Genomic DNA, 15,186 nt, shown 5'->3' with positions numbered 1-15,186 from the left:
TATTAAAAAAGATGGGACGACGAACTCAAAATGAATTCGTCATCCCATCTCCCCAACACATTATAAACGCCTAAGACAACGAATTATGTCTTAGGCGCCTTTTATTTATGGTTTAGTTGTGTATAATGGTCGATATAATTGACTCATATTCACATTTTCAATTTCTAACAATTTAATTTTATTATCAATTGTTCCACCATATCCTGTTAAACTACCATCTTTTCCTACAACGCGATGACAAGGAATGATGATAGAAATTGGATTTTTTCCTACCGCTCCACCTACAGCTTGTGCAGACATTTTTGGTTTGTTTAATAATTGACCGATATGTTTGGCAATCGTTCCGTAAGTAGTAAGCTCTCCATATGGAATCGTATTAAGATAAGCCCATACTTCTTGTTGAAAAGGTGTACCATGAGGTTGTAAAGGAAAATCAATCTCTGGATTATTTCCTAAGAAATAGTCATCAAGCCATCGTTTTACTTTTTTAAAAATATATAATTCATGATTTGTAGGAAAACGTAAATGTGTGTATTGATATAAATATTCTAATTGCGTCACTACTTCTCCGTCTGTAATGATTTCTAAATTACCTACTGGAGATTGATAAAGCATTGAATAAGACATATAGCTTCCTCCTTACTCTATTGTATTGTAATAAAAAATAAGAAGCGAGACTGAATTCATTTGAATTCCTCTTCTCGCTCCCATTAATCCATTCTGACACATTTATTAATAACTTTTTAATACTAAGTTTATTTTAATAACACAATAATTCTTAATTGAAGTTATATAATTCATAACCTTTATCTTTAGCATATTCTAATGCTAAAATTTCTAATATATTGATAAACGCTGGCTCATCTTTCACATTTACATATTGGAATTTTAATCCATAATCTTCAGCTGTGATTGATTTAATATCGTCTTCGCTTACACCTTTTTGTTGAGCTAAGCCTTTTTTAAATTTTGTTGTGCCTACACCAGATTTTAAGTTATATTGTCCCATTTTATTAAATAAGTCTTTCGTAATAGGTTGATAACCTGTTGAATATCCTCCAGTTTGACCTACAAATATTGGTGTTTTTTTATCAAAAATAACATATACACCAAATTTATCTTGAACTTTTTCACGATCTTGTTTACTAAATGATAAAGCATTATTTTTGTCATACTTAAATAATTTTTTAAGTTGCTTTTTATTATCTTCTTTAATTTGATCTAATCTTTTACTACCTTTCATATTATACCATCCTCCAGTATAGAGTATTTTTATCTTTTATCGAATTAACATTGAATCATTCTATAAAGAATACTATTTTTCTATAATTTTTTAATTTTTATTTATAATTCTAATTAATTTCTTTAAATTTTGTATACCCTATTCATCCTAGTTAAAACTTTTCTATATTGTAAATTATTTAATGCTAAACATAAAAAATCATTTCTTTTATTAAATTATAATTTATTAGTTATTCTCTATTTATTTATAGATATTTCTATTCTATAATCATATATTATGTATCTCTATATAAATATTTTATAGTTTACATGTTAGGGGAGAAAGACATGAATGATAAAGATTTAAGAGTGATAAAGACTAAGAAAGCGTTAACGAGTAGTTTATATGCTTTACTAGAAATAGAACCCTTCTCTTCTATTACAGTTCATAAAATTTGTGAAAATGCTGGTATTCATCGTACTACATTTTATAAACACTTTTATGATAAATATGAACTACTCGTCTATTTACTTGAAGTCATTGGAAAAAATTACTTTGCAATTGATATTAAGGAACGTATTAATCGTCCGTTTCAAGTTTTGTCTAATTCATTAAATCGTGAAACATTGTCTAGAATCGAATACATGCAAGAAGAAGATAATGAATACAACAAAGTTAGAAATCAGTTTCTTATAGATATTATCAAAAATGATTTTTATGAAAATATGGATCGGATAGCACTTGAAGAAACCATTCCTAAAAGCTTAGTTTTCTATGTTTTTGGTTCAATTATAGATGGTTTTTTAGAGTGGCAAAAAAATGAGGAGACAACACTTACACCTAAAGAAATGGATGAAATTTTTCATAAATTAGTTAATATTAAAACGATTAATTAATGATCAAACAATCGTTATATCGTTTTAGTAAATAAAACCCGTCGAATTAATTCAACGGGTTTTATTTATTATTAATTATTGTTTTTTATATGATTTAATTTTAATTCATTTAACTCGCTAGATGCATTAATATCACAACTACAATCTGTATCACAACCACCACATTTTCCTTGAGTAGAGCGATTAAAGAATTTATATAATGTATACGCAGCGTAACCAAAAATAGCAACAAAAATGATTACGTTTATTAATAAAGTCATTGTCATCATCCTTATATAAATAGTTTTGTTATTTGATAAAATGCAAATGTTAATATATACGCTGTAAAAATTGGATAAATTAATGCTGTAAGTGTCCATTTCCATGATGTTGTTTCTTTACGAATTGTTGCAACAGTTGAAATACATGGCACATATAATAATATAAAAATCATAAAGGCATAGGCAGATAAAGGTGTGAACTGTTGTTGAATGACATTCACTAAACCACCTTCACTAGAAGAATACAGGATAGCCATAGAACTTACAATGACTTCTTTGGCTAAGAATCCTGGAATTAACGTAGCGCCTGCTTGCCAACTACCAAATCCTAATGGAGCAATTAGATGTCCAAAGAATTCTCCAATACTATGCATGAAGCTTTCATCAATCTGTACATTCACCCCATGAGGACCGATGTAACTCAATGCCCAAATGACTACAGAACCACCAAAAATAAATGTACCTGCTTTTTTAACAAATCCTTTTGCTTTTTCCCAAGTACTTCTCCATAACGTTTTAACTGATGGCACTCTATATGTAGGTAGTTCTACAATAAATACGGAATTCTCACTTTTAAGAATAAACTTGTTAAGTAATGTACTTACAATTAATGCCACTACAATTCCTAATACATATAAACTTAGCACTACAAGAGATTGATACTTTTCAAAAAATACTCCTACAAAAATAGCATATACTGGCAATCGCGCCGAACATGACATGAAAGGTGCAATTAAAATAGTGATGAGTCTTTCTTTTTCATTTTCAATACTCCGTGTTGCCATAATACTAGGTACATTACAACCAAATCCAATAATCATTGGAATAAATGATTTACCACTTAATCCTATTGATTCCATTGTTCTATCCATTAAAACTGCAATTCGTGCCATATATCCTGAATCTTCTAAAAGTGAAATAAAGAAGAATAATACAATAATTTGTGGCACAAATACTAAGACTGAACCTACTCCAGCTACAATACCATCTGTAATCAAATTCTGTAGAAATGGCGCAACATGTATATAATGCATGCCTGCCTTTAACCAGTCTGTGAGCGGTCCGCTAAAGAAAGCATCGAGCTGATCTGATAATGGTGTTCCTATCCAAGTAAAGGTCGTTTGAAAAATCAGCCACATAATGACTAGAAATATTGGAATACCTAAGTATCTATTCATTATTATTTTATCGAGTTTTTCAGTTAAAAATTGCTGTTCTTCATTCGGATATTCAACGACACCATCTAATAGACGATCAATGTATTGATTTCGAATTATTTCAATATGTTGTCGTATTGATATATCTAAGTGTTGACTTAACTTCTCTTTAATAGGTTCAATTTGTTCGGAAATGACTGAAGGTAGTTCTCGTTCAATTTCCGGATTGTCTAATAAATACTGAATTGCTATAAAGCGTAAACGTTTTGAAGGATATTCTGTATGTGCTTGAATGATAGAAGTCATTTGCTTAATCGCATCTTCAGTTTCTTTACCATAACTGATTTTGAAGTTACGTTTTTCTTTTGGATTTAAAAAAGACAATTCATTTAGCAATTCCTCCGTACCTTTTCCTTTACGAGCAACAATGGGAAATACAGGTACTTTCAGTTTTCTCATTAGACCTTCATATTTAATTTTAATACCTCTTTGCGTTGCCACATCTACCATATTTAATCCAATGATAATAGGTTCATTTAATTCCATTAATTGTATTGTAAGTTGAAGGTTTCTCTTTAATTGACTGGCATCAATAATGTTAATCATACCTGTAAATGTATTTTTCATCAGATAGTCTGTGACGACTGTTTCATCTTTAGAAATAGGTGATAAATCATAAATACCCGGTAAATCGATTAAATTGCCAATATCTTTCTTTAATTGTCCAACTTTCTTTTCAACTGTAACGCCACTCCAGTTTCCAATGTATTCATACGAACCGGTTAGTGCATTAAACAATGATGTCTTTCCTACATTTGGATTACCTAATATACAGAAGCTTTCGTGCATAGGCTTACTCCTCTAACATAATTAAACGTGCATCACGTTGACGAATGCTTACACATTGGCCATTAATTTCAACAACACTTGGTCCATTTAACAAGCACTTTTGTTTAATACTGATTTTACTACCTACATTTAAGCCAAAGGCACCTAAACGATATAGCATATTTTTATTTTGAATATCAATTTGTTTAACTACATACTTTTTATCTTTTGATGCAGTGCTTACATTTATCATTCCAGTCACACTTTCTATTTGTAATTAATAATCATTCTCAACACTTAAATGATAACCTTTTTCACTTACTTTTACAATCATTTATTTATTCATTTTTCATAAATTTTATATACGATTCATACATTGTTTAGCGTATTTATTTTCTTATTTAGACTATAAAAAAAGCTATGGAAAATCGAACGAATTCGACTTTCCACAGCACCTACCACTTAGTTATGTTAGAACATCTCTGATACGACTTTTTGTTCTAAGAAGTTTAATAAATAGTCAGGACTGCCTGTTTTAGCGTCTGTACCTGACATTTTGAAACCACCAAATGGGTGGTAACCTACAACAGCTGCAGTACATCCACGATTTAGATATAAGTTACCTACATCAAATTCATTTACAGCTTGAATCCAATGTTCACGATTGTTTGTGATGACCGCTCCTGTTAAGCCATAATCTGTATCATTTGCAATATCAATGGCTTCATTAAAGTTATCGAATTTGGTGAAGCCAACTACAGGGCCAAAGATTTCTTCTTGCATCACTTGATCAGAAGATGTTAATCTTGAAATGATTGTTGGATGGATAAAGTAACCTGTTGAATCATCCACTTCTCCACCAATTTCAATTTTTCCTTCTTTACTACCAATTTCAATATATTTTTTAATTTTATCGAATTGTTTTTTATTAATAACAGGACCCATAAATGTATTATTGACAGTATTACCTATTGTTAAATCTTTTGTTAACTCAATTGCTTTTTCTAAGACTTCATCATAAACAGCACTATGCACAATGGCACGTGAACATGCTGAACACTTTTGACCGGAGAATCCGAACGCTGACGTTACAATAGAGTGTGCAGCTAAGTCTGTATCTACACCTTCATCTACTACAATCGCGTCTTTACCACCCATTTCAGCAATCACACGTTTTAAGAAAGTTTGACCTTCTTGCACAACTGCACTACGCTCGTAAATGCGTGTTCCTGTTGCACGAGACCCTGTGAATGTCACAAAATGTGTATGCACAGAATCAACTAAGTAGTCACCAATGTCTTTAGGATCACCAGGCACAAAGTTTACCACACCTTTAGGTAAGCCTGCTTCTTCTAAAATTTCAATCAGTTTATATGCAGTAAGCACTGTGTCTTCAGCAGGTTTCAATAACACTGTATTACCTGCAACCACTGGTGCTAATGTTGTACCTGCCATAATTGCAAATGGGAAGTTCCAGGGTGGAATGGTTACACCTGTACCAATCGGTTTATAGAAATATTGATTGTGTTCACCTTCACGATCTAAGACCGGTTTACCATCTGCAAGTTCCATCATTGAACGAGCATAATATTCTATAAAGTCAATACCTTCAGCCGCATCTCCAACTGCTTCATCCCAAGGTTTACCCGCTTCATACACCATGACTGCTGCAATTTCTTCTTTACGACGACGAATTATTGCTGCGACACGAAGCATTAATTCAGCACGATCTTTGTGTGACCATTTACGCCATGCGTCATAAGCTTTGTTTGAAGATTCAAATGCGTTATCGACATCGTCTTTTGTCGCTTTTGACACTTTAGCTACTAATTCAGATGTATTCGCTGGATTAATTGAATCGAATGTATCATCTTTAATGATATGTTCACCATCAATGACAATAGGAAGCGTTTTACCTAAACTATGTTTTACTTTTTCTAACGTTTTTTGAAATCTTTCAACATTTTCTTGTACAGAAAAATCAATACCAGGTTCATTTTTGAAAGGTACTACCATACTTCATTACCCCCTATATGTTTTTAAGTATTTAAATTCATTCTCTAACCCTTTGTTTCTTAATCATGATATTTTCTATCATTAACTTCATTTTACTATGCTTACTCCTTCATTTGCAACCGCTTACAAAATTGTTTGTTTGACCTTTTATTCAAATACTAATGTAGCCCTATCAATACACTCTATTATATAAATAATTTATAATTTAAATAAAATAAAGTATAATAATCACAACACAATTAACCGACATCTAGAAAAGGAAGTATATATATGAAAGCACTTATCACTGGTGGAGCAGGCTTTATTGGCTCCCATGTAGCAGAATATTTTATGAAACATGACACAGAAGTACATGTTATTGACAATTTAAGTTCCGGTTTTTTAAAGAATATACCTTTTGTGAACAATGAACATATTTATATTAAAGACATCACCGATTTTGAATTTGTAACACAGTTAATACAAAAAGAACAATTTGATTTTGTCATTCATTTAGCTGCTATGGTGAGTGTAGTAGAAACTATCGAAAAGCCAGAATTATCCAATCGTATTAATATAGATGCTACTGTCAATATATTAGAAGCAATTCGAACATATAATCCAAATATTAAAAAAGTCATATTTGCTTCTTCTGCAGCTATTTATGGTCATCTACCCGATTTACCTAAATCCGTAGAACAATCTAAACCATTTCCATTATCTCCATATGCTATTCAAAAGTACGCTAGAGAACAATATGCTAAGATTTATAATCATTTATATCAAATTCCTTGTACTTGTCTAAGGTTCTTTAATATTTACGGTCCTAGACAAAATCCAACATCTGATTATTCAGGAGTCATTTCTATTATGAATACTAAGTTTTTAAATCATTCAACCTTTACATTTTATGGAGATGGTGAACAAACACGTGATTTTGTTTATATCGATGATTTAATCAATGCTATATCAATTGTTCTTAATACTACTCTAACGGATGGTTTTATCTATAATGTAGGCACAGGAACACAAACAAATTTGAAAGCTGTTTTTAAATCGTTTGAAAATGGCTTTGATTATCATATACCTTATCAATTTGAAGCTCCACGTCTTGGAGATATTAAACATTCTTGTGCTGACATTACCCCACTTAAATCATTAGGTTACAAACCTAAATATAGTATTGAAGAAGGTATTACAGCTTATTTGACTTATAATAAACATAACAACATCACTATTTAATAGAAAAACGGTTAGCTTTTATTAATATGCTAACCGTTTTTTACTATTTGAGTAGTTTATAAAATTCTTTAAGTGCTAATTGATTATATTCTTGTGCGTTAAACACTTCATATTGAGATGGTTGTTTTTGAATACACTGTTCTAATGCGACGGTGATATCATCAACATCATGACTCACAAGAGTACCATATTTACCATTACCGAGTACATAGCGGTTTGCTATAATATCTGACGCGATAATATTAACTTTTAAAGTTAATGCTTCAAGTAATACCATTGATTGTCCTTCATAATGAGACGTTAAGCAGAAGACGTCTGCTTGTTTCATGATATAGTATGGATTCTTCCTTTGACCTAATAAAAAGACATGTTTTTCTAATTTCAACCTTTTTATTTGTTGTTCTAATTGAACACGGATAGGACCTTCCCCCATAATATATAACTTTGTATGCGGATGACTGACATGTACTTTACTAAATGCATCAATAAGTAAGTCGAAGCCTTTTTCAGGTGATAATCGTCCTGCAGTTACAATTTTGAAATCGTCTTCCTTAAATGGTACTGAACTTATATCTCCATTATTGATGCGTACGAGTACGGATTGGTGTTGTTTTTCAAATTTTTCAGAGTCATCTAATTTTAATTGATTGATTTTATTCAAATTAATCGTATTTCTGGAAGTGACAAATTTCTTATTCAATGATTTATCATTCATCTTCTGTTTATTTTGATCTTTAGAAGCATCGGATACACATACTAATTGATCAAATTGACTATACAGCGAGAGTACACCTTTTAAATTTTGATAATGTATTTTAACACCGTTAACTTTTCTTTTCATATCTGCTTTAATATCACTATGTAAATAAATCAATTTACGTTTTACTTTTGTTGCTAAAATTAAATTAGCCCAAAACATAGAATACCCACTAAAATCAATCGCATAGTCGAATTGGCTATGACCTAATACTTTTCGCATTTCTCTTTCGTATACTTTCTTCGGATATATCAAATGCTCTAACGTACTTTTTAATCCTCTCTGTCTTACGAAATCGATCCTATACGTTTCTTTCAATGATGCTGCTAATGGAGGTACTCTCAAAATAATTCTAACGTTCTTATTAATACTATTTAAGTTATTTAAAACTTCAAGATTTTTACTTTTATTAGTAAACAATGTAATGTCATATGTTTCATAATCGACATTTTCTAATAAATTAATGATAGACGTTGTAATACCATTATTTTTCATACCACCAGGATAAATTAACACTCTTTTCTTAGCACAGATCTTACGTTTAGGACGCTTACGTTTACCCTCAAATAGTATGTTAATAAGTGTTTCAGTAACAGTTCCATCATCTAGATAGGTATATTGACGTTTAAAATATTGATATTTTTTCTTCACTGAATCTTCATCATATACTTTTTGCTTAATCGCTGTAATCACATCTTCAATATGATGAGCGACAGGACCAGGTAGGTCACGATTAGCAATATACATACCTCGTGATGATTGATATTCATCCAAATCTGGAGTATAGAAGACAATCGGTTTATTGGTTACTAAATAGTCAAAGAAGATACTTGAATAATCTGTAATCATTAAATCAACGATCGCTAATATTTCATTGGTATCAAAATAATCAGGAATTAAATAAGGTTTTAAACGTTTTATTTTAAGCGCGTCTTTATATAAATAAGGATGTACTTTGACTAATACTTGATAATCTAGATGATGTTTAAGTTTTTCAACTTCTTCAACGATATGATTTAAACTTGCCTCTGGTGCATTGACATCCTCGCCTCTCCAAGTTGGACAATACAATAAAATACTTTGTTCTTTACTAATATGAAGATAATGATTCAACTCGCTAATCATGTCTTGTCGATTTGAATTTAAAGTTAAATCGATTCTAGGATATCCAATTTCCAAAAATTCTCCACCATAAATATTTTCAAGTCTAAAGGCTCGTTTAAAAATCGTCGTCGTATGGTGATTAGGACTAATTAAGTAATCGCTGCTTAAAAAGTTTTTAATAATATTTTGAGAACCATATAGACTATTTTCAATGTCTAATCCCATATATTTTAAAGGTGTCCCATGCCATGTATTGATATAGATTTGCTTTGGCTTTTTAATGAAATAGGATGGAAAAGTAGAATTATTAATTAAATACTTACTCTCCGTTAATGCTTTCAAATATTCTCTTGATTCTTTAATAACAAACTCTACATTTTTATAGTGCTTAAATCTTGCTTTATAAAATAGCAATGTTTCGTTATGATCTACTACCCATATGTGTTTATATTTACGATAACGAGGTTGCTGAATTAAACTTTTAAATATTGCATATGGACTATCTGTGATACTTTTTCCATCTCTCACTTGATATAATATCTGATATTCCTTAACATTATTCTTTTTATAATATTTAGCGTAAGTCATTACTTTACTTGTATAAGCAGATTTATTTTTTCTTCGTATTGGCGTAAATAAAAAATTCGATTTACGTCTTAATTGATTTGTAAGACATGTCTTAAGTGTCATATTCATTATCCTTTCTAAGTTGCTTTTATTTCTCTTAAGTTGTTTCATTAAAATGAATTGAACGATTTCAATGATGCACATATAGTAATACACATATTCAGCACTCTACAATTATATCATTTAATTATATTATATAATAAATATTTAATTTCAATACACATTGTTATTTTATATAAAAAATCAACCTTTAAGTATACGTGTTCCTACTTAAAGGTTGGTTACTATATTATTCAAAGTGATTAGGCATATTTATTGTTTCATTTTGGTCAATCGTTCTTATCACTTTTGCTGGCACTCCAGCAGCTAAACTATTCGGTGGAATATCGTTTGTTACAACACTACCTGCTGCAATAACTGAGCCATCACCAATTGAAACACCTGGCGTAACTGTCACACTCGCACCAAACCAAATATTACTTCCTATATGAATAGGTTTTGCCAATTCCCATCCTTTATTACGATCTTGATAATTAAGTGGATGATGTGCTGTATATAGTCCACATGATGGTCCTATAAAGACGTTATCGCCAATCGTAATGCCACCACCATTCATTAAATAACTATTGCTATTGATAAACACGTTTTCTCCAACTTTTATATTCCAACCATAATCTGTGTCAAATGGACTGCTGATTGAAAGTTGTTTCGCTTCATAGCCAAGTAATTCTTTTAAAATCGCTTGTCGTTTTTCTCTATCACTAGGTCGCGTATGATTATATTCAAAGCATAAGTCTTTAGCACGCTGTCTGTCCATTCTTAATTCCTCATCAAAATTTGCATCATACCATTCGTGTGCTAACATTTTTTCTTTTTCAGTCATTGTCTTTTCCTCTTTTCTTTCTATAAATATAAAAAGTATTCTCCCTACGGTTATACGTAGACAGAATACTTTATTATCTTCGTAAGTACTACATACTAAGACGTAATATAGTCGCCACCATTAACATGGATAATTTGACCTGTAATATAAGAACTATCTGCATAACTTGCTAAGAATACATAAGCTGGCGCAAGTTCAGCAGGTTGACCACGTCGACCCATTGGTGTATCTCCACCTTGATTTTCTACCTTATCTTCATCAAATGTTGATGGAATTAATGGAGTATAAATTGGACCTGGCGCTACACCATTAACACGAATTCCTTTTTCCATCAATGATGTTGCAATAGAACGTGTGAACGACACAATAGCACCTTTCGTTGCTGAGTAATCAATAAGATGACCAGAACCACGATAAGCCGTTACACTTGTTGTATTAACAATTGCATCACCTTTACTTAAATGAGGTACTGCAGCTTGTGTTAAGAAAAACATCCCAAAAATATTTGTTTTAAATGTTTCATTGAAATGTTCTGGTTTAATATCTAAAAAGTCTTCATTAGGAAATTGCACGCCGCCATTATTTACTAATATATTGAGACCACCAAAATCGTTAACAACATTTTCAATAAGTTCTTTTGATTGATCAGCATCTTTTAAATCATGAGAATATGCTTTTGCTTTAACGCCGATTTCTTTTAAACGATTGACAGTATCTTCAGCATCTTCATGTTCATTATAATAACCAATAGCTACATCAGCGCCTTCTTTGGCATATAAAATCGCTACTGAACGACCAATACCGGAGTCACCACCAGTAATTAATGCGACTTTTCCTTTTAGTTTACCGCCTGCTTTGTATTCTTCCATTTCAGCAATAGGTCTAGGATCCATGTCTTTTTCAGAACCTGGTTGTTTTTCTTGTGTATAACCTTTAATTTTTTTATGAAAATCTAATAAGTCCATACATCTTCACTCCTTCTTTATTTACTTAACCGTTCCCATTTCTTTAATTTTTAAAACAAAATGATTACACTTACTACTTTTGAATGATATAAAGTCCATACTACAGATGCATGAAATTTTAACATAGAATCTTTATAATATAATTAATCTAAAAATGACTCATATAGAGATAAAAAAGGAGTGTTACAATATGAAAGGCATTCTAAAGGGTATCATTACTATTCTTATCATTTTAGGGCTTGTAAAAACAGTTCAAGATCATGATTTAATGAATGAAGCTAACCAATACTATAATGAAGCTAAAAGTGGTGAACTTATACAATCTATCACTCACCCAAATTTCAATAATTTTAAAGATTTAGATTTAAGTCATTTTAAACCATCTGATTTCTTTTAATATTCATAGCTATCATGAATAAAAGAACAATATACTCATTTTATTTAGAGTAACGTTGTTCTTTTTTTATTAAGCAAGGTCATTGACTAATATACCCTAAGGGGGTATATTGAAGATGGTAGGAGGACGAAAATATGACTCAAAATCATCAAATTACCTTGAATATCATTGGTATGACATGTGCCGCTTGTTCTAATCGTATTGAAAAACGATTGAATAAAATAGATGGCGTTCATGCTCAAGTGAATCTGGCAACTGAAAAAGCAACCATTGATTATCCTAATGATCAATATGAAGTAAGCGATTTTATTGAAACGATTCAAAAATTAGGATATGACGTTGAAACAGATAAAAGTGAACTAGACGTTATAGGTATGACGTGTGCCGCTTGTTCTAATCGTATTGAAAAAGTATTAAATAAAACAACAGGCGTTAAGCAAGCAACAGTCAATCTAACCACAGAACAAGCAACAATCGATTATTATCCAGGTCAAACTGATGTTGATACGCTCATTGGACGAATACAACATCTCGGCTATGATGCTAAACCTAAACAATCAAAAAAAGAACAAGCTTCTCGTAAAGTTCAAGAATTAAAAAGAAAACGTAATAAACTCATTATTTCAGCAATATTAGCTTTTCCATTACTTTTAACTATGCTTGTTCATTTATTTAATATACCGTTACCTGAAATATTTATGAACCCTTGGTTTCAATTTATCTTAGCCACTCCCATTCAATTTATTATAGGATGGCAATTTTATGTTGGCGCATACAAGAATTTACGTAATGGTGGTGCCAATATGGATGTTCTTGTAGCACTTGGTACTAGTGCAGCTTATTTCTATAGTATTTACGAAATGAGTAAATGGTTATTAGATTCAAACACACAGCCCCACCTTTATTTTGAAACCAGTGCTGTTTTAATCACTTTAATTTTATTTGGCAAGTATTTAGAAGCACGTGCAAAATCACAAACAACACATGCTTTAAATCAATTATTAAATTTACAAGCCAAAGAAGCACGTCTTATTAAAGATGATGGAACAGAAACAATGGTTCCGCTTCAAAATGTTCAAGTTGGTGACACCTTACTTGTTAAACCAGGAGAAAAAATTCCAGTAGATGCAAAAGTCATTAAAGGGACAACAACCGTAGATGAATCCATGCTAACTGGAGAATCCATGCCTATAGATAAAACAATTGATAATGAAGTGATTGGTGCAACACTAAATAAAAATGGTGTCATTACCGTTCAAGCAACAAAAGTAGGTCAAGATACTGCTTTATCTAATATTATTAAAGTAGTTGAAGAAGCACAAAGTTCAAAGGCACCTATTCAACGTTTAGCAGATATGATTTCTGGCTATTTCGTACCTATTGTTATTGGTATTGCCGTACTCACCTTTATCATATGGATTATTTTCGTTCATCCTGGTCAATTTGAAGATGCACTCGTTGCCATGATCTCTGTATTAGTGATTGCTTGTCCATGCGCATTAGGACTTGCAACGCCAACTTCTATCATGGTTGGTACAGGACGTGCAGCAGAAGAAGGTATCTTGTTTAAAGGTGGCGAATATGTAGAACGTACTCATCAAATTGATACAGTTGTATTTGATAAAACGGGTACATTGACACATGGTACACCAGAAGTGACTTACTTTAAAGGTGATGATACTTTATTACAATATGTAGCTTCTGCTGAAAATAATTCTGAACATCCCTTGGCAACCGCGATTGTTAAGTACGCTAAAACAAAACAGCTTACTTTAACAAATATAGAGCACTATGAAACATTACCAGGTCATGGTATTAAAGCTACAATCAATAATAAGACATTATTCATAGGCAACCGATCATTAATGTCAAATCATCATATTGATACAGCATCTTTATTAGATGAAATTACCCAAATTGAACAAAAAGGACAAACTGTCATGTTGATTGCATATGATCAGATATTACGTGGTTATATCGCTGTAGCAGACACTGTTAAATCTGAAGCCAAAGTTGCAGTTCAAGAACTAAAAGACATGGATTTACGTACGGTAATGATTACAGGTGATAACCACTCTACAGCTCAAGCTATTGCAAATGAAGTTGGTATTGATCATGTTATCGCCAACGTTCTTCCGGAAGATAAAGCTAAACATGTTGCTCATTTTCAAGATAAAGGTGAAAACGTTGCGATGGTTGGCGATGGTATTAATGATGCACCTGCTTTAGTTCAAGCAGATATTGGTATTGCCATGGGAACAGGTACTGAAGTCGCAATTGAAGCAGCTGATATTACTATCTTAGGTGGAGACATTGCCTTAGTACCTAAAGCTATTCACGCAAGTCATAAAACGATTCGAAATATTAAACAGAATCTTTTTTGGGCGTTCGGTTATAATGCTGCTGGTATTCCTATTGCTGCTATGGGCTTACTCGCTCCATGGATTGCTGGTGCAGCGATGGCATTAAGTTCTGTAAGCGTTGTAACTAATGCATTACGTCTAAAACGAATGAAATTATAAATGAATTTTAAACTTTATACTTTCATAAAAATTTAAAAAGCGTAAAATATGGGTATAGTAATTATGAAATATTCGGAGGTGACAATCAATGATTAATAAAGTCATTAAAGTAGATGGTATGAGTTGTGACCATTGTAAAAATACAATCGAATCAGCATTAGCTAAAATTAATGGTGTCAGAACTGCTGAAGTAGACCTTGATAAAAACGAAGTTCGTGTAGATTATAATGATGAACTTGTTTCAACAAAAGACTTACATGACGCTATTGAAGATCAAGGCTATGATGTTAAAGAATAATAAAAGAGTCCGGGACATAAAGTATCTAGATAA

General features: G+C 31.5%; 14 protein-coding genes. 5 read left to right on the top strand and 9 right to left on the bottom strand.

Features of this window, described 5'->3' with window-relative positions; translation table 11 throughout:
- Nucleotides 1–105: 105 nt before the first annotated feature.
- The gene (locus HMPREF2647_RS06970; RefSeq protein ID WP_017175076.1) at nt 106–627 is read right to left on the bottom strand and encodes a methylated-DNA--[protein]-cysteine S-methyltransferase; all 522 of its coding nucleotides are present in this window, start codon (nt 625–627) and stop codon (nt 106–108) included.
- Between the two features lie 151 nt (nt 628–778).
- Complete coding sequence (locus HMPREF2647_RS06965; RefSeq protein ID WP_017175077.1) at nt 779–1,243, bottom strand: hypothetical protein; 465 nt, start codon at nt 1,241–1,243, stop codon at nt 779–781.
- A gap of 326 nt (nt 1,244–1,569) precedes the next feature.
- On the opposite strand from HMPREF2647_RS06965, the gene HMPREF2647_RS06960 reads away from it, so the two are divergent.
- On the top strand, nt 1,570–2,118 hold the full coding sequence (locus tag HMPREF2647_RS06960) for a TetR/AcrR family transcriptional regulator (protein ID WP_017175078.1): 549 nt from the start codon (nt 1,570–1,572) through the stop codon (nt 2,116–2,118).
- A gap of 71 nt (nt 2,119–2,189) precedes the next feature.
- On the opposite strand, the gene HMPREF2647_RS06955 is transcribed toward HMPREF2647_RS06960, so the two are convergent.
- The 4 genes from HMPREF2647_RS06955 to pruA form a co-directional block, all read right to left on the bottom strand.
- Nucleotides 2,190–2,378 (bottom strand): FeoB-associated Cys-rich membrane protein, encoded by a 189-nt coding sequence (locus HMPREF2647_RS06955; RefSeq protein ID WP_017175079.1) that lies wholly within the window; start codon nt 2,376–2,378, stop codon nt 2,190–2,192.
- Between the two features lie 11 nt (nt 2,379–2,389).
- Nucleotides 2,390–4,384 (bottom strand): ferrous iron transport protein B, encoded by a 1,995-nt coding sequence (gene feoB / locus HMPREF2647_RS06950; protein WP_049419630.1) that lies wholly within the window; start codon nt 4,382–4,384, stop codon nt 2,390–2,392.
- A gap of 4 nt (nt 4,385–4,388) precedes the next feature.
- Nucleotides 4,389–4,616 carry a FeoA family protein gene (locus tag HMPREF2647_RS06945; RefSeq protein WP_002449375.1) on the bottom strand — a complete coding sequence of 76 codons (228 nt, stop codon included), beginning with the start codon at nt 4,614–4,616 and terminating at the stop codon, nt 4,389–4,391.
- A gap of 218 nt (nt 4,617–4,834) precedes the next feature.
- Nucleotides 4,835–6,379 carry an L-glutamate gamma-semialdehyde dehydrogenase gene (gene pruA, locus HMPREF2647_RS06940; RefSeq protein ID WP_070859782.1) on the bottom strand — a complete coding sequence of 515 codons (1,545 nt, stop codon included), beginning with the start codon at nt 6,377–6,379 and terminating at the stop codon, nt 4,835–4,837.
- A 270-nt stretch (nt 6,380–6,649) separates the two neighbouring features.
- Between pruA and HMPREF2647_RS06935 the strand changes: the two genes are divergently transcribed.
- Complete coding sequence (locus tag HMPREF2647_RS06935; RefSeq protein ID WP_070859780.1) at nt 6,650–7,600, top strand: NAD-dependent epimerase/dehydratase family protein; 951 nt, start codon at nt 6,650–6,652, stop codon at nt 7,598–7,600.
- A 43-nt stretch (nt 7,601–7,643) separates the two neighbouring features.
- Here the strand turns inward: HMPREF2647_RS06935 and HMPREF2647_RS06930 are convergent, their stop codons facing one another.
- The 3 genes from HMPREF2647_RS06930 to HMPREF2647_RS06920 form a co-directional block, all read right to left on the bottom strand.
- Nucleotides 7,644–10,151 (bottom strand): glycosyltransferase, encoded by a 2,508-nt coding sequence (locus tag HMPREF2647_RS06930; RefSeq protein ID WP_070859778.1) that lies wholly within the window; start codon nt 10,149–10,151, stop codon nt 7,644–7,646.
- 226 nt (nt 10,152–10,377) lie between these two features.
- Entirely contained in the window at nt 10,378–10,971 is a 594-nt protein-coding gene (locus tag HMPREF2647_RS06925) for a sugar O-acetyltransferase (protein ID WP_070859776.1), read from the bottom strand.
- Between the two features lie 95 nt (nt 10,972–11,066).
- Nucleotides 11,067–11,936 (bottom strand): SDR family oxidoreductase, encoded by an 870-nt coding sequence (locus HMPREF2647_RS06920; protein ID WP_019835151.1) that lies wholly within the window; start codon nt 11,934–11,936, stop codon nt 11,067–11,069.
- 190 nt (nt 11,937–12,126) lie between these two features.
- Here HMPREF2647_RS06920 and HMPREF2647_RS06915 point away from each other — a divergent pair, with 190 nt between their 5' ends.
- The 3 genes from HMPREF2647_RS06915 (at nt 12,127) to copZ (ending at nt 15,153) form a co-directional block, all read left to right on the top strand.
- On the top strand, nt 12,127–12,333 hold the full coding sequence (locus tag HMPREF2647_RS06915; RefSeq protein ID WP_017175086.1) for a hypothetical protein: 207 nt from the start codon (nt 12,127–12,129) through the stop codon (nt 12,331–12,333).
- A gap of 134 nt (nt 12,334–12,467) precedes the next feature.
- Nucleotides 12,468–14,855, top strand: a complete 2,388-nt coding sequence (locus HMPREF2647_RS06910) for a heavy metal translocating P-type ATPase (RefSeq protein WP_070582928.1) — start codon at nt 12,468–12,470, stop codon at nt 14,853–14,855.
- 88 nt (nt 14,856–14,943) lie between these two features.
- A complete protein-coding gene (gene copZ / locus HMPREF2647_RS06905; RefSeq protein ID WP_017175088.1) occupies nt 14,944–15,153 on the top strand; it encodes a copper chaperone CopZ in 210 nt (69 codons plus the stop codon).
- Nucleotides 15,154–15,186 lie beyond the last annotated feature (33 nt).

This window comes from Staphylococcus sp. HMSC035D11 (assembly GCF_001836075.1).
In the GTDB taxonomy this organism is placed as follows: Bacteria; Bacillota; Bacilli; order Staphylococcales; family Staphylococcaceae; genus Staphylococcus; species Staphylococcus hominis.
The sequence above is the reverse complement of the archived record's forward strand: the minus strand, read 5'-3'. Positions and strand labels throughout refer to the sequence as shown.